This window comes from Pelagovum pacificum, assembly GCF_016134045.1.
Lineage (GTDB): Bacteria > Pseudomonadota > Alphaproteobacteria > Rhodobacterales > Rhodobacteraceae > Oceanicola > Oceanicola pacificus_A.
Genome location: NZ_CP065915.1, coordinates 954,224 through 977,549, shown reverse-complemented (window position 1 = coordinate 977,549; position 23,326 = coordinate 954,224). Strand labels below are relative to the sequence as shown.

The 23,326-nt window shown below is 65.7% G+C and carries 19 protein-coding genes and 1 tRNA gene; 9 read left to right on the top strand and 11 right to left on the bottom strand.

The window, feature by feature from the left end:
- Positions 1 to 109: 109 nt before the first annotated feature.
- The 4 genes from I8N54_RS04925 to I8N54_RS04910 form a co-directional block, all read right to left on the bottom strand.
- Entirely contained in the window at positions 110 to 1,084 is a 975-nt protein-coding gene (locus tag I8N54_RS04925; RefSeq protein ID WP_140193632.1) for an ABC transporter substrate-binding protein, read from the bottom strand.
- Between the two features lie 432 nt (positions 1,085 to 1,516).
- Positions 1,517 to 1,681 (bottom strand): hypothetical protein, encoded by a 165-nt coding sequence (locus I8N54_RS04920; RefSeq protein ID WP_197097613.1) that lies wholly within the window; start codon positions 1,679 to 1,681, stop codon positions 1,517 to 1,519.
- 202 nt (positions 1,682 to 1,883) lie between these two features.
- The gene (locus I8N54_RS04915) at positions 1,884 to 2,126 is read right to left on the bottom strand and encodes a hypothetical protein (RefSeq protein WP_140193633.1); all 243 of its coding nucleotides are present in this window, start codon (positions 2,124 to 2,126) and stop codon (positions 1,884 to 1,886) included.
- Complete coding sequence (locus tag I8N54_RS04910) at positions 2,123 to 2,326, bottom strand: cold-shock protein (protein WP_140193634.1); 204 nt, start codon at positions 2,324 to 2,326, stop codon at positions 2,123 to 2,125. The genes I8N54_RS04915 and I8N54_RS04910 overlap by 4 nt, the downstream gene beginning before the upstream one ends.
- Positions 2,327 to 2,821: 495 nt before the next feature.
- On the opposite strand from I8N54_RS04910, the gene I8N54_RS04905 reads away from it, so the two are divergent.
- From I8N54_RS04905 to I8N54_RS04890, 4 genes are all read left to right on the top strand, one after another.
- Positions 2,822 to 3,595 (top strand): SDR family NAD(P)-dependent oxidoreductase, encoded by a 774-nt coding sequence (locus I8N54_RS04905; RefSeq protein WP_140193635.1) that lies wholly within the window; start codon positions 2,822 to 2,824, stop codon positions 3,593 to 3,595.
- Between the two features lie 194 nt (positions 3,596 to 3,789).
- On the top strand, positions 3,790 to 4,338 hold the full coding sequence (locus tag I8N54_RS04900) for a PAS domain-containing protein (protein ID WP_140193636.1): 549 nt from the start codon (positions 3,790 to 3,792) through the stop codon (positions 4,336 to 4,338).
- The gene (locus tag I8N54_RS04895) at positions 4,335 to 7,793 is read left to right on the top strand and encodes a chemotaxis protein CheB (protein ID WP_331459687.1); all 3,459 of its coding nucleotides are present in this window, start codon (positions 4,335 to 4,337) and stop codon (positions 7,791 to 7,793) included. Before I8N54_RS04900 ends, I8N54_RS04895 begins: the two co-directional genes overlap by 4 nt.
- Positions 7,794 to 7,833: 40 nt before the next feature.
- The gene (locus tag I8N54_RS04890) at positions 7,834 to 8,187 is read left to right on the top strand and encodes a response regulator (RefSeq protein WP_140195603.1); all 354 of its coding nucleotides are present in this window, start codon (positions 7,834 to 7,836) and stop codon (positions 8,185 to 8,187) included.
- Positions 8,188 to 8,244: 57 nt separating this feature from the next.
- Here I8N54_RS04890 and I8N54_RS04885 read toward each other — a convergent pair whose 3' ends face one another.
- The 4 genes from I8N54_RS04885 to I8N54_RS04870 all read right to left on the bottom strand — a co-directional run bounded on the left by I8N54_RS04885 (position 8,245) and on the right by I8N54_RS04870 (position 13,893).
- Positions 8,245 to 10,122 (bottom strand): acyl-CoA synthetase, encoded by a 1,878-nt coding sequence (locus tag I8N54_RS04885; protein WP_140193637.1) that lies wholly within the window; start codon positions 10,120 to 10,122, stop codon positions 8,245 to 8,247.
- A 160-nt stretch (positions 10,123 to 10,282) separates the two neighbouring features.
- Complete coding sequence (locus tag I8N54_RS04880; RefSeq protein ID WP_140193638.1) at positions 10,283 to 12,064, bottom strand: ABC transporter transmembrane domain-containing protein; 1,782 nt, start codon at positions 12,062 to 12,064, stop codon at positions 10,283 to 10,285.
- Between the two features lie 83 nt (positions 12,065 to 12,147).
- Complete coding sequence (locus tag I8N54_RS04875; RefSeq protein WP_140193639.1) at positions 12,148 to 12,789, bottom strand: hypothetical protein; 642 nt, start codon at positions 12,787 to 12,789, stop codon at positions 12,148 to 12,150.
- A gap of 90 nt (positions 12,790 to 12,879) precedes the next feature.
- Positions 12,880 to 13,893: an ABC transporter ATP-binding protein gene (locus tag I8N54_RS04870; RefSeq protein ID WP_140193640.1), complete on the bottom strand. Its 1,014-nt coding sequence runs from the start codon at positions 13,891 to 13,893 to the stop codon at positions 12,880 to 12,882.
- Positions 13,894 to 14,008: 115 nt separating this feature from the next.
- On the opposite strand from I8N54_RS04870, the gene I8N54_RS04865 reads away from it, so the two are divergent.
- The 5 genes from I8N54_RS04865 (at position 14,009) to I8N54_RS04845 (ending at position 21,508) form a co-directional block, all read left to right on the top strand.
- Positions 14,009 to 15,298, top strand: a complete 1,290-nt coding sequence (locus I8N54_RS04865; RefSeq protein ID WP_140193641.1) for an extracellular solute-binding protein — start codon at positions 14,009 to 14,011, stop codon at positions 15,296 to 15,298.
- Between the two features lie 83 nt (positions 15,299 to 15,381).
- Entirely contained in the window at positions 15,382 to 16,311 is a 930-nt protein-coding gene (locus tag I8N54_RS04860; protein ID WP_140193642.1) for a carbohydrate ABC transporter permease, read from the top strand.
- On the top strand, positions 16,308 to 17,150 hold the full coding sequence (locus I8N54_RS04855) for a carbohydrate ABC transporter permease (protein ID WP_140193643.1): 843 nt from the start codon (positions 16,308 to 16,310) through the stop codon (positions 17,148 to 17,150). The genes I8N54_RS04860 and I8N54_RS04855 overlap by 4 nt, the downstream gene beginning before the upstream one ends.
- A gap of 37 nt (positions 17,151 to 17,187) precedes the next feature.
- A complete protein-coding gene (locus I8N54_RS04850) occupies positions 17,188 to 20,211 on the top strand; it encodes an alpha-mannosidase (protein ID WP_140193644.1) in 3,024 nt (1,007 codons plus the stop codon).
- Positions 20,212 to 20,281: 70 nt separating this feature from the next.
- Complete coding sequence (locus I8N54_RS04845; protein ID WP_197097502.1) at positions 20,282 to 21,508, top strand: ROK family transcriptional regulator; 1,227 nt, start codon at positions 20,282 to 20,284, stop codon at positions 21,506 to 21,508.
- On the opposite strand, the gene I8N54_RS04840 is transcribed toward I8N54_RS04845, so the two are convergent.
- The 3 genes from I8N54_RS04840 to I8N54_RS04830 form a co-directional block, all read right to left on the bottom strand.
- On the bottom strand, positions 21,505 to 22,662 hold the full coding sequence (locus tag I8N54_RS04840) for an ROK family transcriptional regulator (RefSeq protein WP_140193646.1): 1,158 nt from the start codon (positions 22,660 to 22,662) through the stop codon (positions 21,505 to 21,507). The genes I8N54_RS04845 and I8N54_RS04840 overlap by 4 nt on opposite strands.
- 157 nt (positions 22,663 to 22,819) lie before the next feature.
- Positions 22,820 to 22,893, bottom strand: a tRNA-Gly gene (locus tag I8N54_RS04835).
- Between the two features lie 139 nt (positions 22,894 to 23,032).
- Entirely contained in the window at positions 23,033 to 23,326 is a 294-nt protein-coding gene (locus I8N54_RS04830) for a hypothetical protein (protein WP_140193647.1), read from the bottom strand.

The following is a 23,326-nucleotide window of genomic DNA, read 5'->3' as shown; positions in this document are numbered from 1 at the left end:
GGCGTCAAAGTCTTGATATCTGCGATGCTTGACTCCTACCGCCTAAAGCCGAAGTGCCGACGTGCCGACGTGCGAGGAACGCGCACTTATGTTTCAACTGCGTCTTGTGTCACCAAGAGTCAGGTCGGTCATCGTCATTCGTGGACGGGTCGCCATCAAGGGCTGCTACGATGCCGGCCTCGAGACGATCGAAAGCGTATGGCAGGCTGAGGAGTGATCCATAGGAGAGCGCTCCAGTGACCTCCTTAGTAAACACGACTTCCCGGCCATCAACATGGGGTTCAATAAAGTCGCGGCCTGGAAGCTCGGTGATCGACGAGACGTCTCCGTCACCATCGATCCAGACCAACAGGTCGACATTCAGGATCTCAATCGCCTCGTTGCTGATCGTGACGGATGCGGTTGCCTCGCCGTCCAGCGCATTGATCTCGTCAGGCGTCACGAACCCAATTTGCTCGAGCAACTGGGTACGAGAATCGTGCGATGAGTACACGCCGAGCTGACCATCACGAGAGATCCAGGCAATCAGGGCTGTCTTTCCCTGCCATTCGGGATGAGCATCGGCGATCTCGGCCAGCCGCGCATCGATCGCCTCGATGCCGTCCTGTGCCTGATCGAGCTTGCCGGTGGCCAACCCAGTGAGCGTAGCCCGCTCCCGCCAGGACAAGCTCCAGTCTCCCCGATCAGCAGGGACCGCAACGACAGGGGCGATTTCGCTAAGCTTCTCGTACTCTTCGTTCGACATGGAATTGTAGAGCGACAAAATCACGTCGGGGTCGGATGTCACGATCCGCTCGAAATCCAAGTTGCCTCGTTCCAGCATGACGGGTTCGGTCGTCAGCAGCGGCGACGCCCACGGCCAGAGGCCGTGCTCGTAGTCACCATACCAGTCTTCGATGGTAACCGGCTGCAGACCAAGGGCGAGAATATTGTCTGCCCCGTTGCCGTCGACCGTCGCCACCCGCTGCGGCTGCTCCTCAATGCGGGTCACCCCGAACTTGTGCTCGATCTCCAAGGGAAATTCCTGTGCCAGCACCGGCATAGAGAGAAAGATTAGGGCGGTGGAAGCAGCGAACATGCGCATCGATCAAAACCTCGGGGTTGAGCAGCGGAAATGACATCCGCGTTCCGGACAGACTTTTACTTGAGGAGATCCAATCATCTCGGGAGACATAAAGCGCTCTCTCAGACCTTTTCTGACTCTTTTACTAAGCTTCCGCAAGGCTGTCGGACAGGAGGCATGTACAAGGCGCGTTTCGTACAAATCGGGTACAGCTCATGTCCGCACGAAGCGCTAAGGCGCTCGCAAATATTGGATAATTTTCCAATGCTTGCACCCTTGTTAAGGGAGAGGTCGAGAGTTCAAATCTCTCCGGCAGCACCATTCGATCCCCGCACAAACGACCTGACTGTTCGCCCGGAAGCTCCGCGGGACGACCGGTTCACATAGCTCTCACGCCGACGCGAGGGCCTTCCTTCGGGTCGGGCACGCGGGACAGTCGTTCGGCAGGTCGGCTTACTTTTCGGCGTCGGAGCTTTCGGCGGCTTTCGGTGCGTCGCGGACCGGAACCGGCTTGGTGCGGCCCCAGGGGCGCGCGTAACCGCCGTCCCGTCGCTTCTTCGCCGGCTGGCTGAGAAATTCCTTGAGGTCGAGTTGTTTCTTCGGGGTTGAATAGCCCATGGTCGAGATCCTTTCTCGGGGTCGATCTACAGATGGTCGGGCGCTCGGAACGTCGGCACGAAACCACGGAGCCCGTCGGACCCCTCGCCGTTTCGGCAAAGAGGACACGGCGCCCCCGCAAGACGGGCGCGCAGCGTTCCGGTTTCCGAGCGATTGAGATGACGTTCGCCGCCGGGCCGTCTCGGCCGGGCCTGGCGAGCGCCTAGTCTTCGTTCTTCTTCGCCGCGTCGCGGGCCTGCCGCGCAGCCTTCAACCGCTCTTTCTTGGCGAGCCGTTCGACGGCATCGTCGTCGATGATCACCCGGGCGTTCGCGGAGGTTTTGTCGAGCTGCGTCTTCGGCGGCTCGGGCACGTCCTTGAAGACGTTGGTCGGCGACTGGTAACGGCCGCCGTTCCCGCTTTTCGGCGGAATACGCTGAAGGAGCTCTTCGATCGACCGCCTCACGCGAGGGTCAGATCGCTGGCGGATTCGCGACCGAACCGGTCGGTCATCACGCTGAATTTCAGTTTCTGGCCCTGACCCGGAAGCCCGATGCCGGCGATTTCAACATCCGAGATGTGAAGGAAAATGTCCCGGCCGGAGTCCGGCTTGATCAGGCCGAAGCCCTTAAGGTCGTTGAACCATTTGACGATACCATGAGTCATGGTGATGTCTCCCCGTTGAACGCTGCCCGCAAGTCGCGGCAGCCCGGCAGAGTCGGTCCCGTTCGAGCAACTGAGAACCGTGTTATCGGAGACAGAGGTTCGAGAAGATTAAAACTTCGCCTCACATACATGGGCCTAACCGCGCTAAATAGCAAGGTTTACTTCCGTGGCCCGGCTCGATCTGACGGGCGGTCGGCCCCTGTTCCGGATGGAGGGAGCGGCGGGTCGGAGCATTGATCTTGCTGGCTGAAACGCGCCGTTGGCCGGACCAGGCGAACAGCGATGGGTCGGCCCCTTCGGCGACCGACACCAAAGCGTGTAGCTGGGCCGGTGATCTTCCTCCCTCCCCTGCGCCGGGCCAGACGTGTCGCTCCATCGGCTTAACGTGCCGCCAGGCAGGATCTGGTCCGCGGGTCGGCGTGGACGCCCGCCCCCGGCCTGTTCCCTCCTCCGGCCTTGTGCCAAGTTGCCGAGGCATTACCGACAGGCGCACACATGAGCACGCAGACAGACCCGACGAAACAAGGCCCGCTTGCGGATCGCATCGTCATCGTGACCGGCGGCGCTGCCGGGATCGGGCGCGGCATCGTGCGGCAGGCGCTGGTCGCCGGGGCGCGGGTGACGGTGCTCGACCGGGATGCCGCCGGCGCGGGAAACGCGCGGGACGACGGCGCGGACTTCGTGCAGGTTGACGTGACCGATGCGGAGGCTTTCGCCGCCGCGGTGGCGGATGTCGCCCGAACAAAAGGCAGGCTCGACGGGATGGTCAACAATGCCGGGATTACCGAGGTGATCCCGTTCCTCGACCTCGATGTCACCGCGATGGACCGGCTCTGGCAGACCAACTTGCGCTCGGTCATCGTCGGCACGCAGGCGGCCGCGCGCATCATGGTGCCGCAGGGGCGTGGCGCGATCGTCAACATCGCCTCCAACCACGCCCACGAATCCGATCCCGGTTTCGAGACCTACGCCGCGACCAAGGGCGGGGTGCTTGCGATCGGGCGTGCGCTGGCGTGGAGCCTCGGCCCCTCGGGCGTCCGGGTGAACACGCTCAGCCCCGGCCTGACCCTGACGGAACGCGCCGCGCACATCACCGAGGATCCCGAAAAGCACCGGCGGCTGTCGGACTGGCACGCCGACGGGCGCATCAATTCTCCCGAAGATGTGGGCGCCGCCGCCGTGTTCCTGCTGTCGGACGCATCGGTCACGATGAACGGGTCCGAGATGGTCGCGGACCGCGGAATGTCGGCAAGATTGGGCTCAGGATGATCCGGGAAGCCCCGTTCGTCATAACAAATGACACTTTGACCCTAGGGCAACCATGTCAAATTGACGCCGAACGGATCTAGTGGCCTTCCTCTCGGCAGAACTATTCGCATATTGTCGTAAAGATTGACCCGGTCCGCCGTCGGATTGACACGACGCGACGACAAAACGCTAACCAGGCATGGATTTGCAATAGAATGACTTCGAATGCAGATGCGCTTCCCGAGGCGCTCCGCTCCTATTTCGATCGTTCGACGGTGGCCCTCGCCCTGTCGGATACCAGCGACGACGTGCCCCTCGTTCTCGTCAACGACAAGTTCTGCGAGTTGACGGGCTACGAGCCCGATGACGTCATCGGCCACAACTGCCGGATGTTGCAGGGCGAAGAAACCTCGTCCGATGATCGCGCAGGTCTGCGCGAATTCCTCGAAGACGACAGCCAGGAAGGCGGCCGCTTCCCGATCCTGAATTACCGGAAATCGGGCGAAGCCTTCTACAACCTTGTTTTCATGACCAGACTTCGCGACGATCAGGGCGTTACCCGCTTCATCCTTGCCTCCCAGTTCGACATGACAACGACCAAGCTCCGCGCTCGACTCGACGATAACGATGCGCGGCTCAACCGCAGCTTGTCGGACGTCGAGACGATCGGGCGTGAATTCGGCCTCGCCATGCAGGGCTCCGCCAAGATCCTGTCGGACTCCGTCGCCATGCTCGCCCGCCTTTCCATGGACGGATACCGTTGACGATCGAAGATAACGAACCCGCGCCCGTCAAGCTCGACGACCAGTCAGACCGCACCGTGATCGTCGGGATCGGCGCCTCCGCAGGCGGCCTCGAAGCTATCCGGGAGATGCTGGCGAGCGCGCAAGGCGACACCAACCTCGCCTTCGTGGTGGTCCAGCACCTCGACCCGAATCATGAGAGCCTGCTCGCGGAGCTGCTCGGCCGGCACACGGACATGAAAGTGCGCCAGGTCGCCGGCGGCGAAGAGATCACGCGCGGTCACGTTTACATTATTCCGCCGGGACACGGATTGTCCGTCGAAGGCGGCGTGCTGAACCTGACCGACTTCGCGCAACCCCGCGGCCTGCGGCGGCCGATCGACGATTTCTTCGAAAGCCTCGCCGAAGATCAGGGCCGCTACGCCGCCTGCGTCATCCTTTCGGGCACCGGCGCCGATGGCAGCGCGGGTCTGCGGGCGATCAAGGAACATGGCGGCCTCTGCATCGTGCAGGCCCCCGAGACGGCGAAGTACGACGGCATGCCGACTTCGGCGCAGTCCACCGGCCTCGTCGATTTCGTGCGCAGCCCCGACCGGATCATAGAGAGTATCCAGCAGTTCTACGCCTACACCTCGGTCGCGGAGAGCGAGGAGAAGCTGGCCCGGACAGTGGAGCAATGTGTCGAGGACATCTGCACCGTCGTGCGCAAGACCTCCGGCCACGACTTCTTCGGCTACAAGAAATCCACCCTGATCCGGCGCATCCAGCGTCGTATCCAGGTGCTCGACCTCAAGGACGCCACCGCCTACCTGCGGCGTATCCGCAGCGACGCGGACGAGTGCGACGTGCTGTTCCGCGAGCTGCTCATCAACGTTACCCGCTTCTTCCGCGACCCCGACCATTTCGACGTGCTGCGCGACGAGGTGGTGCGCCCGCTGGTCCGCGATGCAGACGACGGCGAGATCCGGATTTGGATCCCCGGCTGTTCCAGCGGGGAAGAGGCCTATTCCATCGCGATGCTGTTCGCCGAGGAAGTGCGCAGTGCCGACCGGCATCTCGACGTGCAGATCTTCGCGACCGATATCGACGAGCGGATGCTGCGCATCGCCCGCGAAGGGGTCTACCCGCACGCCGCGCTCGCCGACATCCCCGAGACGATGCGCGACCGCTACACGATCGCGCGGGAAAGCAGCTTTCAGGTCGCGACCAGCATCCGCGAGATGATCCGCTTCTCGATTCACAGCGTCGTGCGCGATCCGCCGTTCAGCAACATCGACATGCTGTCCTGCCGCAACCTGCTGATCTACTTCGGCGACAAGCTCCAAACCGCCGCGCTGCCGATTTTCCACTACGCGCTGAAGTCGCGCGGCGTGCTGTTCCTCGGCCCGTCGGAGACGGTCGGCCGGCATGAGAACCTGTTCCAGCCGATCGACGCGCACGCCCGGATCTTCCGCCGCAAGGACGGCCGCCGGAAATATCCGCTGCATCTGCCCGGACAGGTGCGCGGCGACTCCGCGGATCGCGAACCCTCGTCCCGTAGCGGACAGGCGTCCGAAGGCGAACGCCAGTCGTATCAGCGCTCCGACGTGACCGAGAAGCTGATGCAGGGCTATGCGCCGGCGTCGCTGCTCGTGTCGCCTACCGGACAGGTGCTCGGCTCGACCGGCAAGCTCGGCAAGTATCTCGACATCAACCCCGGTCGGCCGGAGAACCAGCACGCCCACGCGATCGCCCGTCCCGGCCTGCGCGAAGGCATGTCGGCATTGATCCGCAATGTCGTGCGCACCGGTCGCCGCGCCGTCTCCCGCGATCTGACCGCGCGCTCGGAGCTCGGGGTGCAGAAGCTGGACCTCGTGGCCGATCCGATGCCGGACGGCTCCGTCCTGCTGGTGTTCCGCGACCGCGACCGGTTCGAGGCGCAGGACGAGGACGATATCGAACAGCTCGATCCCTCCGACAGCCACGTCCAGAGCCTCGAGGACGAGCTGCGCTCGACCCGCACACGCCTGCACACGACGGTCGAAGAGCTCGAGACGGCGAACGAGGAGCTGAAGAGCTCCAACGAAGAAATGATGTCGATGAACGAGGAGCTCCAGTCGACGAACGAGGAACTCGCCACGGTCAACGACGAGCTGAAGTCGAAGGTGGACGAACTCTCGGTCGCCAACGCGGACCTCTCCAACTTCTTCGCCTCGACCACCCTGCCCCTCGTCGTGGTCGACAACCAGAAACGGATCCGCAACTTCACCGATGCGATCCAGTCGATCTATCCGTTCCGGCAGGCCGACCGTGGTCGCCCGTTGTCGGAAGTGACCGGCAGCCTCGTGGAAAACGAGGAGGTTCTCGAGGGCATCACGACCGTGATGCGGACCAACGAGCCGGTGCAGATGCGGGTGTCCGAGCGGAGCGACGAGCGCACCTGGGCGCTGGTCATCACGCCCTACCTGACGCGCTACGGTGACCTCGACGGCGCCACGCTGGTCTTTACCGAGCTGACCGACGCGCTGCGCCTTCAGGATCAGCTCAGCCGGGAGCGCGAGCGTCTCAAGCTGGCGCTCGAAGTGGCGCATTTCGGGGTCTGGGAGTTCGTCCCAAGAACCGGCGCGCTCGATTACGACAGCAAATCCAAGGAATTGCTGGGCGCTCGTGCGGACAATCCGCCCGATACGGTTCGCAAATTGCTGCGCCTGGTCGCGAAGGAAGACCGAGTTGCGGTGGAAAGCGCGATGCGGAACATGCGCGAACACGGCGAGCCGATGGACGTCAACTTCGCCATCGGCGACGGCGACCGGCCGCACACGCTTCGCTGCGTCGGCAGTCGCGTCGGACAGGGGCGGCGCGCCCGTATCCTGGGCGTGCTGTTCGACGTCACGAAGGAAACCGAGGCCCGCCGCGTCCGCGAGATGATGATCCGCGAGATGAACCACCGGGTGAAGAACCTGTTCTCGATCATCTCCGGCATGGTGCGCATCGCCGGCCGCAACGCCCAGTCCATCCCCGCGCTGGTCGAGGGGATCGAGCGGCGCGTCACGGCGCTGTCGCGCTCGCACGACATGACGCAGCGGAGTGCCGAGGACGGGCCGGTCACGCTCGAGGACTCCGTGCGGGTCGCGCTGGAGCCCTATGACAGCGAAGCGAAGATCACCTGCGAGGGCCCCAACATCGAGGTCACCACGCACGATCAGACGCCGCTGTCCCTTCTGCTCCACGAATGGGCCACGAACGCCGCAAAATACGGTGTGCTCGGCCCGCTCAAGGGGCGGCTCGATGTGATGTGGCACCGTCGCAGCGACGGAAAAATCGATCTTCACTGGAACGAAATCTACGATGAGCGGCTTGAAAAGGTCGAGACGGGCGAACCCGGGTTCGGGTCCACGCTCGTGACTTTGTCGGCTTCGCAGATCCGCGGTGAAGTGAGCGTCGACAGCCATGCAAGCGGACGCAAGACGAGGTTGACCTATGAGCCCGAGAGATGACTCGGACCCGACCGGACGGAAAGACGACAAGGTGAGCATCATGATCTGCGAGGACGAGGCCATCGTCGCGCTCGATCTGAAGATGCTCGTAGAAGAGGTCGGCTATGATGTCCTCGGCCCCTTCCCGAGCGTTGCCTCGGCAAACCGATCCTGCGACGAGCCGGGTCTTCGGGTCGCCATTCTTGACGTGCGCCTGCGCGATGGCGAAGTCTTCCCGCTCGCCGACAAGTTGCGGGATCGTGGTGTCGGGCTGATCTTCCACTCGGGCCATGCGCTGAGCGGGGAGATCTCGGACCGCTTCCCGGATGCGCAGTTCTGCCCCAAGCCCCTGTCGACATCGCGCCTGACGGAGTCGCTGCACAGTCTCGCCCGGCGGGAAGTCGAAACGGACTGATGTCCGGTATGAGACGGCTGACCGGAGTCCGGACAGCCGTCGCTTAACGGTCGGTCGTCAGTCTGCCCATTCCCACGGCCGCGTGTAGTTGCCGAGCGCTTCCGACACCTGACCTTCGGACGCGCCGTTGCGCGTCAGCTTCGCGACGAGGCCGCGGCGCTTGTCTTCGACCACTTCCTCGACCGTGGCATCGAGGCCCGCGTCCTTCAGGGCCGCGTCGTAGATCCGTTTGATTGCCAGCTTGCGCAGTTCGTTCTTCAGCGGCTTGCCGACGGCAGTCTTCGGGATCTCGTCGATCACCTCCAGATGCTTGATGTAGGCGGCACGCTCGTGGATCCGCTCGTTGGCGAACTTGATGAGCTCGTCCGTGTCGACCGTCTTGTTGCCCACCAGTTCGACATAGGCACACGGTAGCTCTCCCGCGTAGGCGTCGGGCTGTCCGATGGCGGCGCAGACGGCGACGGCATCGTGCGCCGACAGGGCATCCTCTATCTCGGCCGGGTCGATGTTGTGCCCGCCCCGGATGATGAGGTCCTTCGCCCGGCCCGTGATCCAGAGATACCCCGCCTCGTCGAACCGACCGAGATCGCCGGTGCGCAGGTGCGTCCCGTTGTAATAGAGACCCTCGTTCCGTTTCGGATCGGTGTAGGTCTCGCCGGGCACGACTCCGGGGCTGCTGACGCAGATCTCGCCGATCTCATCCGTCGCGCATTCCTTCGGATCGTCGCCGAGCGCGATGATCTTCACGTCTGTGTAGGGGAACGGGAAACCGATGGAGCCGACGCGCTTCTCGCCGTCGGGCGGGTTGATGGAAACGAGGCACGTCGCCTCGGTCAGGCCGTAGCCTTCGCAGATGGTGACGCCCGCGGCCGCCTCGAACCGCTTGTAGAGCTCGACCGGCAGGGGCGACGAACCGCTGAACGCCAGCTTGAGCGAGGAGATATCGGCATCGACAGGCCGTTGCATCAGCGCGGACATGGCCGTGGGCACCGTGATGATGAAGGTTACGCGGTAGCGCTCGATCAGCTTCCAGAAGTTGTCGAATACTCCGTCGCCCCGGTAGCCCGCGGGCGTCGGGAAGACGATCTGTGCACCGGAGCAAAGCGAGGCGCCGAGCGTCACGGTCGTGGCGAAGACGTGGAAGATCGGAAGCGGACACATGATGACGTCCGTTTCCCTGAAGAGAAGCCGAGCGCCGATCCAGCCGTTGTAGAGGATCCCCTCGTGCCGGTGTTGCACGACCTTCGGCATCCCGGTCGTGCCGCCGGTGTGGAAGCAGGCCCCGACGCGATCCTCGGTGCTTGTCTTGAAGGTGAGGTCGGTCGGCTGCTTGTCGATCTCGCGGTTGAAGTCGAGCACCTTCGCCTTGTGGTTCGCCTGCACCTTGGGGCGGATCAGCGGAATGATGAACTTCTTGATCCCGGTGATGTAGCGCAGCAGGTCGATCTCGAGGACGGTCTCGACATTGGGAGCCAGCTCCAGCGCCTCGGCGGTCTTCTGGGCGATGTCGGTCTTGGGGAAGGCCCGGAGAGTGACGAGCACTTTGGCACCGGTGTCCCGCAGGATCGCGCCGATATGTTCCGACTTCAGCAGCGGGTTGATCGGGCAGACGATACCCGCCGTCGTGCCACCGATGTAGGTGAGGATCGTCTCGGTGGTGTTGGGCAGCAGGAAGGCGACCTTGTCCCCCTCCCCCACGCCGAGCGAGCGGAAAAGGTTCGCGGTCTGGTTCGTCCGCGCCAGCAGCTCGATCCAGGTGAGCGTGTCCTCGGGCGCACCGGCGTCCGCGAACATCTGGAAGGTGGTCGCCTTGCGCGAGCCGAACTTCTCCGCCGTGCGGCGCAGCTGTTCATGGATCGTCGGCGGCATGCCGCGCTCCGACCAGGGCATTTCGGCTTCGACGGCGGCGCGGTCTTCTATCGTGGCGTAGGCCAAGTGGTCTCCTCCGGGAACGTCGGCATTCTCCCGATGCCGGACGGTGCTGACCTACCGTGTAGCGTCAGGACACCTCTCGGCAAGTATGACGGAACGACAGTCCTCGCGGCAACGTAATCGTGGCCGCGATCGCAAAGCGGAGATTTCCGCCTTGGTCGGGTCATTCGGCGGCGTGCGCCGTCTCGGTGAATTGCAGTCGCGCGAGGCGGGCGTAGAGGCCGCCATCCGCGACGAGGCTCTCGTGCGTGCCCTGCGCGACGATGCGACCGTTCTCGAAGACGAGGATGCGGTCGGCCTTCTTCACGGTCGCGAGCCGGTGCGCGACGACGATGGTGGTGCGGTCGACGGCGAGCTCGTCGACGGCGAGCTGCACCGCGCGCTCGCTTTCAGCGTCAAGCGCGGAGGTCGCCTCGTCCAGCAGCAGGATGGGGGAATCGCGCAGGATGGCGCGGGCGATGGCGATGCGTTGCTTCTGGCCGCCCGACAGCATGACGCCCCGTTCACCGACGTAGCTGTCGTAGCCATCAGGCAGTGCGACAAGGAAATCGTGTGCGGCAGAGGCCCGGGCGGCGGCCTCGACCTCGGCATCGGTCGCGCCGGGACGGCCGAAGCGGATGTTCTCGCGCGCGGTGTCGGCGAAGATCACCGGGTCCTGCGGCACGAGGGCGATGAACTGGCGGAAGTCGTTGCGCGACATCGACTTCAGGTCGGTGCCGTCGATGGTGACGGTGCCGGTCTGCGGATCGTAGAAGCGCAGCAGCAGCTGCAACACGGTCGACTTGCCCGCCCCGGAGGGACCGACGAGGGCGACCGTCTCGCCCGGTTCGATGCGGAAGGAGACATTGTCGAGCGCCGAGACGGACGGCCGCGACGGGTAGGTGAAGGTGACGGCATCGAATTCGATCACGCCACGGGCCGGCGTCGGCGCGGGGCGCGGCTCCTTCGGGTCCGTCACGCTGTCGGAGGCGGCGAGCAGCTCCGACAGCCGCTGCGTCGCGCCGGCGGCGCGCTGGAGTTCGCTCCAGACCTCCGTGAGCGAGCCGACGGCACCGGCGACCATCACGGCGTAGATCATGAATTGCAGCAGCTCACCCGCCGTGCTCTCGCCGTTGCGCACATCGGTCGCCCCCATCCAGAGGAAGCCGACGACCCCGGCGAAGACGATGAAGATGACGACGGCAGTCAGCACCGCGCGGGTGCCGATCCGGCGGCGCGCCGCGACGAAGCTGCGTTCGGTCACCTCGGCAAAGCGACGGCGACTCGCGCCCTCCTGCGTGAAGGCCTGCACCGTCTGTGCCGCGAGCAACCCTTCGGAGGCCGAGGCGGAGGAATTGGCGACCCAATCCTGGTTCTCTTTCGACAACGCCCGAACGCGGCGGCCGAGGATAACGATCGGCAGCACGATCACCGGGATCGGCCAGAGCACCATGAGCGCCATCTTAACCGAGGTCAGCAGCATCAGGGCGATACCGCCGACGAGGATCAGCATGTTGCGCAACGCGACGGAGACGGACGAGCCGATGACCGACAGGATCAGCGTCGTATCAGTGGTGATGCGGCTGATGATCTCGCCCGTCATCACCCGCTCGAAATAGGCGGGGGACATGCCGATCATCCGGTCGAACACCGCCTTGCGGATGTCGGCAACGACGCGCTCGCCCAGCCGGGTGACGAGATAGTAGCGCAGCGCCGTGCCGACCGCGAGCAGCGCCGCGACACCGATGGCCGCGCCGAAATAGCGGTCGATCAGGGCGCCGTCGGCGACGTTGAAATTGTCGACCACCCGGCGCACGGCGAGCGGCATCACCAGCGACACCATCGCGGTCAGGACCAGCGCCGCGAGGGCGCAGAACAGCATCATCTTGTAGGGGGTTATGAAGGGGACGAGCTGGCGCAGCACGCCGATCTGGCGCGAGCTCTCGCGGTCTTCGGTATTCGCCATCCGCGAAGGTCCTCCGTCTCACCCGTCTTGTCCCAGCCCGGACATAAGCGCCGCGCCGACGGGGAGCAAGGAAAGCGGGCCGGTCAGCCTGCGGCGGATTTGCGCTCCGGGCCGCTTTCGGGGCCGACGAGGAGGCCGAGCAGGCGCTCGTCGGTCAGCGGCAGGGAACTGTCGGTCGGCAGGTCCGTCGCATCGTGCCAGTGCGTCCGGTCGGCGGGCAGGAAGAAGCGCGCCGCCTGCCCGTCCGTCGCGCCGCCGTCGGCGAACACCTGGTAGTCGCGCGCACGGTGGGTCAGCACCGGGTCGATGTCGGTGCCGAGGCGCTTCATCTCGCGCGGGCGGTTCTCGAACGAGGGCGCACGCCACGGATCGAGCGACGAGACCGGCCGGATCGCGATCACCCGATCCGCCGGGATGGCCTGCGCCGCGAGGAGCGCGCCGTAGGCGCCCATGCCGGCCCCGACGAAGGTCGTCGGACCGAACGGCCCGAGCAGCTTGCGCAGGACCTTCGGCATCGCCCGGGCGACCGGCCCCTGATACCAGTTCGGCAGGAATGGCTGGACGAGCAGGATGTTCAGGCCCTGCCGCTTCGCGAAGTGGCCACCGTAATTGTCGACCACGACCGGCCCGCAGGAGCCCCGCCCCGCGAAGAAGACCACGATGGACGGATCGCTTTCGTCATGGAGCCGCAGCTGGAAGGAGGCGCGGCCCGCCTGATGTGTCATGTGCTCTGCCATGAGCTCAGGTTGGCCGCGCCAGATGGCCAGAATACGGCGAGACGGGGGTGCGGTTTTGAAACACGACCCCGGCTTCGCTCAGGCCGCCTTCAGGAACGACCCGTCGTCATCGAACAACCGGGCGAAGCCCTGCATCGGGCGCAGCGTGACGTCCTGCCCGCTTTCGAACAGCGCGCTGCCGTCGGCGCGGGCGGTCACCCGCGTGCGCTCGTCGAGATCGACATAGACGAACGTGTCGCTGCCGAGATGCTCGGCGAAGGCGACCTTGCCCTGCCAGCCCTCTCCGCCGCTGCCGGTGCCGACATCGACATGCTCGGGCCGCACGCCGACCGTGTGCGCGCCGTAGGGTTCGGCGTAGCGCCCCTCAAGGAGGTTCATGTGCGGCGAGCCGATGAAACCCGCGACGAAGAGATTCGCCGGGTTCCAGTAGAGGTCGAGCGGGCTGCCGATCTGCTCCACCCGGCCGCCGTTCAGCACGACGATCTTGTCGGCCATCGTCATCGCCTCGGTCTGGTCGTGGGTGACGTAGATCGTCGTGGTGCCGAGCCGGCGATGGAGGTCCTTGATCTCGGACCGCATCTGCACGCGCAGCTTGGCATCGAGGTTCGACAGCGGTTCATCGAACAGGAACACCTTGGGATCGCGCACGATCGCCCGGCCCATCGCCACACGCTGACGTTGTCCGCCGGACAGTGCGCCGGGGCGCCGTTCGAGGAGGTTGCCGAGGCCGAGCACGCCGGCCGCCTTGCCGACCTCCGACTTGATCCGGTCCTTCGTCGCGCGCGCCAGGCGCAGGGCGAATCCCATGTTGTCGGTCACCGTCATGTGCGGATAGAGCGCGTAGTTCTGGAACACCATCGCGATGTCGCGGGCCTTGGGCGGCAGTTCGTTGACCACCACGCCGTCGATCTCCACCTCCCCCGAAGTGATCTCCTCAAGCCCAGCAATCATGCGCAAAAGCGTCGATTTCCCGCATCCCGACGGCCCGACCAGAACGACGAACTGGCCGTCCTCGATCTCCACGTCGACGCCGTGAATGACCTCGAATCCTCCGTAGGCCTTCCGCACGTTGCGGATGTTCACGTCGGCCATCAGCTCCTCCCTTTGCTGTTGACGCTAAAATAATGTGACTTAATCTAATAGCCACTTTGAGCGGGGCTGCCTACAGGAATCAGGGGTGGTTTCGCGACATGGGAGGAGAATCAATATGACACGATTGGCGTGGCTGCTCGCAGCCTCGACTGTACTTGCGCACCCTGCGGTTGCGCAGAACCTGGTGAACGGATCGCTCGTCGGCGATCGGGACGCCCCGAACACTCTTACGCTCCGGCTGACGTCCGACGGGCCGGGCAACAACTACCCCGCCACCGCGGAGGGCTATAACGAGCTCTATTCCGACTTCATCCGGAACCACCCGGAGTGGAAGATCGAGATGCAGCTGATGAGCGACAACATCGGCCAGGAACAGGCGCGGATGCTGGAGCAGGCCCGCGCCGGCCGCGCGCCCGACTGCGCGGCGGTCGACAGCTTCGTGCTGCCGCAGTTCATCAGCAACGGCGTTCTGGCGTCCTTCTCGCCCTATTTCAGCGACGAGGAAATCGACCAGCTGTTCCCGTTCATCCGGGACGGCATCACCGGCGAAGACGGGGAGATCTACGCCTGGTGGTGGAACACGGACCTGCGCGTCCTCTACCGCAACGAAACGATCGTGCCTGAAGCGCCCGAGACGTGGGAGGAGCTGAAGGAAGCGGCCATCGCCTCGACCGAGGACGGGATGGAAGGCCTGCTGTTCAACGGCGGCCGCTGGGAAGGCACGACCTTCGACTGGCTCGCCAACTACTGGGCGCAGGGCGGCGACCTCGTCGACGAAGAGGGCAAGCCGATCTTCGGTGAGGGCGAGAACCGCGAGAAGTTCCTGACGGCGGTCAACTACTTCAAGGACCTCGTCGACAGCGGCGCTGCGCCGCGCCGGGTGGCCAACATCGCCAGCTACGACGACTTCGTCGCGGCAGCGGCGGCGGGCACCTCCGCGCTCTTCATCGGCGGCAACTGGCAGTACTCGCAGCTCGAGGACACGCTGCCGGCGGAGACTTTCGAGCAGTGGACCTTCTCGCCGATTCCGGGGCCGACATTGGAGGAACGTTCCACCGGGACCGGCGGCTGGACCTTCGGCTCGTTCAGCGACGACCCCGAGAAGGTCGAGATGTGCGCCAACCTCGTTCGCGAGGTCTACATGGGCCCGGCGAACGCGCTACAGCAGCAGCTGCCGACCCGCGCCGACCTCTATGACCAGTACGAGGTGTTCGACACGCCGGCGAACCAGACCTTCGCCGAGGCGCTCGACGATGGCCGGGCCCGTCCGGGCGCGGCGATCTACCCCGAGATCAGCAACCAGATCCAGATCATGATGGGTGACGTGCTGACCGGGTCCAAGACGCCGGAAGACGCGCTCGACGACGCCTACCAGGCGGCGCTCGACGCCTACGAGCGGCTCTGATCCGTCCCTGAAGAGAGCGGCGCGCCCATGCGACGGGCGCGCCGTCCCCTGCCCGAGCGTCTTGCGCGGAGAGTGCCTGCCACATGACAGTCCAAGCCCACAAAGTCGCCCGCCTGCCCTGGCACGAGCGGGTCGGCTATCGCTTCGCCGGACAGCCGTTGCCCTGGCTGCTGCCGGTGATCCTGATCCTCGGGTTCTTCTACCTCTACCCGGTGTTCGACGTGTTCCGCTTCGCGGCGACGGACGTCACGCTCATCGGGCAGGATTACGAATACACCTCGCGCACGATCCAGCAGACGATCACGAACAATGACCTGCCCTTCATCCTGTGGATCACGCTGATCTTCACAGCCGGCAGCGTCATCGGGCAGCAGCTGCTCGGCCTCATCATCGCGATGGTCGTCATCCGCGCCGAGCGGCGGCGGCTGTTCGGCCCGACGATCCTGCGGACCACCGCGCTCGTCGCATGGGTGGTGCCGGGCATCGCGGTCGGGCTGATCTGGCAGATGCTGTTTTCCGAAGCCCCGTTCGGCGGGCTCAACAGCCTGCTGCGCATGTTCGGCATCTCGCCGGTCTACTGGCTGTCCGACCCGCAGATGGCGATGTGGTCGGTCATCATCTCCAACATCTGGCGCGGTACGGCTTTCTCGATGGTCGTGATGTATGCCGCGCTCAAGGCCATCGACCCCGTGCTCTACGAGGCGGCGGAGGTCGACGGTGCGAGCGGCACCCAGAAGTTCCGCTTCGTCACCCTGCCCCAGCTGCGGGCGGCGATCCTCGTCAACATGATCCTCATCACCATCCAGACGGTGAACACGTTCGACGCGATCATCGCGCTGACCGGCGGCGGTCCCGGCAGGGCGACGGAAGTCATCTCGCTCTATGCCTTCAACATCGTCTTCCGGAACTACGACCTCGCGGCGGGGAGCGTCATCTCGGTCATCATGCTGATGATCTCGCTGATCCTGTCAGTGATCTACGCGCTGTTCCTGCCGAAGGGGGACACCACATGACCCACAAGACGCGCGAACGTATCCTCGACGTCCTCACCTACCTCTTCATGCTGGTGATGTTCCTGTTCTTCGCGGTGCCGCTGTTGTGGCTGCTGTCGCTGTCGCTGCGCGACATCACCGAGGTCTTCCTCGGCGTGAGCCGTTTCATCCCGGAGAACCCGACGCTCGAGAACTTCCGGCAGGTGCTGACCAACAGCTACTTCCCGATGTACCTCTGGAACGGGCTGAAGCTGGCCTGCCTGGGCGCGGTCGGCTGCCTGATCGTTGCGGCCCCGGCGGCCTATGCCTTCTCGCGGTTCGAATTCCGCTTCAAGGGCGCGTGGCTGATGGCGCTGCTGGCGTTCCAGATGATCTCTCCGCTGGTCATCATGGTCCCCCTGTACCGCTACATGAGCGCTCTGAACCTGATCGACACGCACTTCGCGGTCGTCATGGTCTACATCGCCGTCGGCGTGCCGCTGGCGACGTGGCTGCTGAAGGGGTTCATCGACGGTATCCCGCGCAGCCTCGACGAGGCGGCGCTGATCGACGGTTGCAACCGGTTCTCGGTCTTCTGGCGGATCATCCTGCCGCTGTCGGCGCCGGGAATCGCGTCGGCCTTCATCATCACCGTGATCGCGGGCTGGTCGCAGTTCCTCGTCCCCTACCTGTTGCTGACGCGGGACGACCTGATGCCGATTGCTGCCGGTATTTTCAACTTCGCGGGCACGCAGAACGCCTCGACAGTGCAGGTTCTCGCCGCAGCGTGCCTGATCTCTGTCCTTCCGGCGATCGTCGTGTTCCTGTCGCTTCAACGGCTCATCCTGGGTTCCATCATGAGTGGCGCCGTCAAGGGCTGAGCGCTCAACCCTATACAACTTAAAGGAAAAGACCCCTATGCCACTGAACAACACGCAACGCCTCGACCGGATCAAGGTCAGGATCGCGGAACTCGCCCACTGGCGCGAGCGCGAATCCGTCCCGGTCGACGGCTGGACCGTCAACGGCGCACCGATCGCCGTAGGTGACGGCTGGCCGACCCGCGAGGGCGTGCTCAAATTCGCTGGCAGCGCGCAGGTTCCGGACGGCTGGCCGTTGTCGGACACGCGACTGATGCTGAACCTCGGCGGCGAGAGCCTCATCACGCTGACCTATCCCGACGGGACCGCGCGCAGCTTCGGCCTCGACCCCTATCACCAGGAATTCCCGCTCGCCGCGCAGTCGGTGGAGATCGCCTCCGACAGCGTCGCCCGCCTGCCCTTCGGCGAGCCGGTGCGCGAGCCGCGCGTCCAGTGGGCGCGCCTGTCCTGGATCGACAAGCCGGTTCACGAGCTGCACCTGCTGCTGCGCCAGATCGCCGAAGCCTGCGATGCGCTCGGCGATCACGAGGTCTGCCCGCACCTGCTGACCGCCGCCGAAGACGCGCTGCGGTCGCTCGACTGGCCGTCAGACGGGCCCGACTACGTCTCCCGCACCTCGTCTGCCGTCATGCAGCAGAAGATCTGGCAGCTGCCGGAGCTGAAGGAGAACCCCGCCGGGCTGGACGACGCCAGCCGCAAGACAGTCGAAGATGCACTCGCGTCGCTTACCGCACAATTGTCCGAGCTCGCCGAACGCTTCCCGCCGCAGGGGAAGATCCTGCTGACCGGACATGCGCACATCGACCTCGCGTGGCTCTGGCCCTATGCCGAAACCCGGCGCAAGGCGCGGCGCACGTTCCACACGGCGCTTGGCCTGATGGAGACCTCGAAGGACTTCCACTTCAACCAGTCGACCGCGCATTACTACCACCAGCTCGAAAGCGACGACCCGGAGCTGCTGGAGTCGATCAAACCCTACGTGAAGGAAGGCCGGTGGGAGACGATCGGCGGCATGTGGGTCGAGCCCGACACCAACATGCCGACGGGGGAAAGCCTCGTGCGGCAGGTGCTCTACGGACAGCGCTATTTCGAGAAGACCTTCGGCGTCCGCCACGACGTCTGCTGGCTGCCGGACTGCTTCGGCTTCTCCCCCGCGCTGCCGCAGATCCTGAAGCAGGGCGGTATCGACAACTTCTTCACCATCAAGGTGAACTGGTCGGAGACGAACCGCTTTCCCTACGACCTGTTCTGGTGGGAAGGGCTCGACGGATCCCGCGTTCTCGCACACACGTTCGACAACCCGATGCAGGGCTACAACGGCTTCGTCCGGCCCGACTGCCATGTGCCGACGTGGAAGAACTTCCGCGGCAAGGAAGTGCATGACGAGACGCTTCTCGCGGTCGGCTACGGCGACGGCGGCGGCGGCACGACGCCCGAGATGGTCGAACGCGAGGTGCAGCTGCGCGACTTCCCTGCCCTGCCGAGCGCCCGCTGGGGCCGCATTGACGAGTTCTACGCCCGTGCCCGTGCGGCGGAGCCGGAGACCCGCTATCCGGTCTGGGCCGGCGAGATCTACCTCGAACTGCACCGTGCGACTCTCACCACGCAGAGCCACGTCAAGCGGATGCACCGCCGGGCCGAACGGTCGCTCATCACCGCCGAAACGCTCGAGAGCTTCGCCACCCTGCTCGGCGGCGACGCGCCGCAGAACCTCGAGACGAGCTGGCACCATGTCCTCAAGAACGAGTTCCACGACATCCTGCCCGGCTCGGGCATCAAGGAGATCAACGATGACGCGGTGAACGAGCTGACGGAAGCCTACGACACGGGCATCGCCGCGCAGGACGCCGCGATGGGAGCGATTGCCGGGCTGCTGCCGAAGGGTGATGCGGCGAAGGCCATCGTGGTGGCGAACCCCACGAGCTCTCCGCTCGCGCTCAACGTGGCGACCGATGGTGGCTACCTGTCGAGCGAGGATACGGTCCCCGCGCTTGGCGTCGCGGTCTTCGACCTCGCCAAGCTGGAACCGGCCTCCGGGCTTCAGGCCAGCGAAGAGGTGCTGGAGAACGCGCACCTCAAGGCGACCATCGGCAAGGACGGCACGGTGACGAGCCTGATCCACAAGGCGACGGGCCGCGAGGCGCTGGCAGACCGGGGCAACCAGCTCTGGGTCTACCCGGCGGACAAGCCGCGCAACTGGGACGCGTGGGACATCGAGGACGACTATGCCCGCAAGGGTGTCGAGCTCACCGAGGTCGAAAGCCGCGAGTTGGTCGAGTCCGGCCCGCATCGCGCGGCCTTGCGGATCGTCAAGCGCTACCGCGCCTCCACCGTGACGCAGACCTACATCTTGACGGCAAGCGGCCGGCGGCTCGACATCGAGACGACGATCGACTGGCACGACCGCCGTACGATGCTGCGCACGCTCACGCCGGCAAACATCCGCGCCCGCCGCGCGACGTTCGAGTGCGCGCACGGCGTGGTGGAGCGGACGACCCACACCAACACCTCCTGGGATGCGGCGCAGTTCGAGGTGCCGGCGCATCGCTTCGCCGACCTCAGCGAGCCGGACTTTGGCGTCGCGCTGCTGAACGACGCGAAGTACGGCCACAGCGTGAAGGGCAACCTGCTGGGACTTAGCCTCGTCCGGGGGCCGGTCTATCCCGACCCGCTCGCCGACGAAGGCGAGCAGACCTTCACCTACGCGCTCTACCCGCACACCGGAGCGTGGCACGAGGGCGGCGTCCGCCAACAGGCTGAAGCGCTGAACCAGCCGCTGCCGTCGGTGACGGCCTCCGGCCTCGCCGCCGGGGCGCACGCGCTCGTCACGCTGGACGGGGTTGAAGTCGCGCTGTCCGGCCTGAAGGGGGCCGAGGATGGCTCCGGCCTGATCCTGCGGGTGAACGAGCCGGCAGGGCGGAGCGGAGCGCTGTCCCCCACCCTGCCCGATGGCTGGTCGGTCGGCGAACGGGTCAACGTGCTCGAAGAGGCGGCCGAAGGTGACGCGCTCGCCCCGCTCACGCCGTTCGAGCTGCGCTCGTGGAAGATCAAGCGCGGGTGAGCATTGCTTGCCCGGGATCCGGCGGGGCTGTAGCTTCGCCGGATCGCATTACAGACGAACGGGCAGACACGTGAGAAAGACCGGCCTCCTCGGCGCCAACGCCGGACAGACGGCGGCCCACAATCGCGGCGTCGTGCTGCGTGCCCTCCATCGTCATGCGCCGCTGTCGCGCACCGAGCTAGCGCAGCAGTCCGGACTGACCAAGCAGGCCATCGCGCGGATCGTCGAACGGCTGATTGACGAAGGCCTGGTGATCGAGGCCCGCCGCCGCCACGGCTTTCGTGGCCAGCCTCCCATCGACCTCGAGATCAACCCCGCCGGCGCCTGCGCCATCGGGGCCAACATCGACCGCGACTTCCTGACCGTCGTGCTGGTCGATGCCCTGGGCCGGATCCGCGCCCGCCACCATGTCGAGCGCTACTTCATGCTGCCCGACGAGTTCCTGTCGGAGATGCGCAACGCCTGGAGTGCGTTCCGCCGCTCGGGTGCGCTGAACGAAGACCGGCTCACGGGCGTCGGCCTCGCCATTCCCGACTGGCTCGCCGAAGTGCCGGTGCCGGGGATGCCCGACGGCTATGACGCCTGGGCCGAGTTCGATTTCCGGGCAGAGCTGGCGAAGATCACCGACGCGCCGGTGTCGATCGACAACGACGCGAATTCGGCCGCGCATTACGAGCTCGATTTCGGGGTCGGCACGCGGAACCGCAGTTTCCTCTACATCCTCGTGAACGCCTGCCTCGGCGGGGGGCTCGTGCTCGACGGGTCGTGCTATCGGGGGCAGACCGGGCTGGGCGGCGAGATCGGCTGGCTGCCGATCGGCTCCGGGTCGGAGCAGGTCCATCCGCTCGGCAACCTGTTCTCCATCTTCAGCCTGTACGAACATCTCGGCGCGCGGGGGATCGCGGCGCGGACGCCCGATGATCTGCTCGCGCTCGATGCGGAGGGCAAGCGCGCGGTCGCCGACTGGATCGACGAAGTGGCCGACCATGTCGCGGAGGCCGTGAATGACATCGGCCTGATCCTCGACCCCGACGCGGTGCTGTTCGGCGGGCGCCTTCCGGTGCCCTATCTCGACACGCTGATCGACAGCCTCCGACTGCGGCTGGAGAGCGCCGAGGACACGGCGCCACCAGTCCTTCGGGCGGCGGGGTCAGAGGATGCCGCCGCGCTCGGCGCTGCCGTGATGCCGCTGGCGGAGACGTTCGCGCTGTCTGTCGATGCCGAGCGTCTGACCCGCACGCCACTGCGCAACATGACGCCGCCACTCGCCGTGAGCTTCACGCCCGCCGACACCTAGGTCGCCGCATACGCCTGGTTCGGGTGGAGCAGAACGGTCTCGTATAGTACCGACAGCCCCGCGCCCCGCGCCGCGCCGATGCGCGGATGTTCCGCCCTTTGGATGCGCGGTAGCCACGGTGGCGGCACCGGCCGGTTCTTCGCGCCGCGCCGCTCGGCCTCCATCAGCGAAACCAGCTCGTCGATCACCGCATCGGGCAGGTCTCCCCCGATCAGCACGCGGCCGGGCGCGGTGAAGCCGGCGAGCGCAACCACCGCGTCGAGCAGGTGCGTCGCCGCGACCGGGGTCCAGCAGGCGACGACCTCTGCCACGCCATCGGTCGCCAGCAGGTCCGCCGGCTCGGTCGGGGACCTCCAGCCGGGCAAGGCGGCCCCGATCCGTTCGGCGAGCGAAGTAGTCGAGGCGACGCTGTCGAGCGTCACCCGGTCCGCACCGGTGCGCATCCGACCGATCCGGCCCGCCCGTCCGTTCACCCCGCCGAAGGCCGCACCGCCCAGCACCAGCCCCGCCCGGACCCGACGCCCGATGGTCACCACTACGAGACTGTCGGGGGCGCCGCTCGACGGGGCCTCGGCGAGGGCGAGCGCCACCGTTTCGGACTCCGTGATGACGGGAAGCGGGTCGAGTTCCTGTCGAAGGGCGAGGAGATCGGCGGAAATGCCATCGTCCGTCGCGAGCCCGAAGCCGGCGAGCCGCGCACGGTCGATACCCGAGACAAGGCTGTCGATCACGGGTAGCGTGTCGGCGAGCAGATCGGCGATCTGGAAGCGGCGGACGTCGCGTACCGTCCCGGCGAGGTCGACAAGCGCCGCCTCCCCCCGGTCCCGCCGGAGCCGCAATCCGATGGCAAAGGCCCCGTCCGGGTCCAACCCGTATTCCAGCGCCGTCCGGCCCGGTCCGAGCGACCGCTGCCCGCTTTTCAGAAGACCTGTCTCCTCGAGCCGCCGGGTGATGCCGGTCACCGCAGGCACCGAGAGCGCCATCGCCTCCGCCAGTTCGGCCCGCGTCAGCGGGCCGGCCAGGCGCACGCACTCAAGCGCTACGCGACCGTTGCGGTCGGCGATCTGCCGGGAGCCCAGTCCGGGCGCCCCGCCTTGCGGCCCGGCGGCGGCCTCCGACTGCCTTACGAGCCGTCCTCTGGATGCGGGAAGCATGTCTTCGGTCCGATCCTGTCGACGTGAGACCACATTATACGCCGAGCGCGCGGAAGTTCACAGAACCGGCCTTCCCCGCCGTAGCGGGCGAGACCGTGGTTCATCTCCCGACCCGTCGGCAGAAAGGTCAGCGTAGCGGCCTATGTCAGGATCGGACTGGAGCGGGTAGCGGGAATCGAACCCGCACCAAGAGCTTGGAAGGCTCGTGTGATACCATTTCACCATACCCGCTCAGTGGGCCGAGGGGTATTGGATGGGCACCGGCCGGTCAAGATTGAAAGCGTCCGGTTCGCCGCAGCGCCCCGAAATCAGGTGGGACCGCCGGCTTCTGCGCCCTGGGCGGTCCCGGCTGTCAGTGAATGAGCCGCTCTCAGCGAGTCGTCGTCCCGACCTGGGACGAGTACAGGTCGAAGCCCGTCTCCGTCTCGATCGACTCCACCGGACCGACCGACGCAATGGCGCCCGTCGCGACCAAGCCGTCGGCGACGAGGCCGGCAGTTTCCACGTTGGGGCCGGAAGCGGAGGAATAGGCGAACCCGCGCAGCTCTTCGCCGTCGTTGACGATGATGAGTTCGAGCTTCAGCTGGCCCGGATCATCTGCAAGGGCGGGCGTCGCGGCGGCGAACAGGGCGACGACTGGAACGATGAAGGATGTGCGGAACAT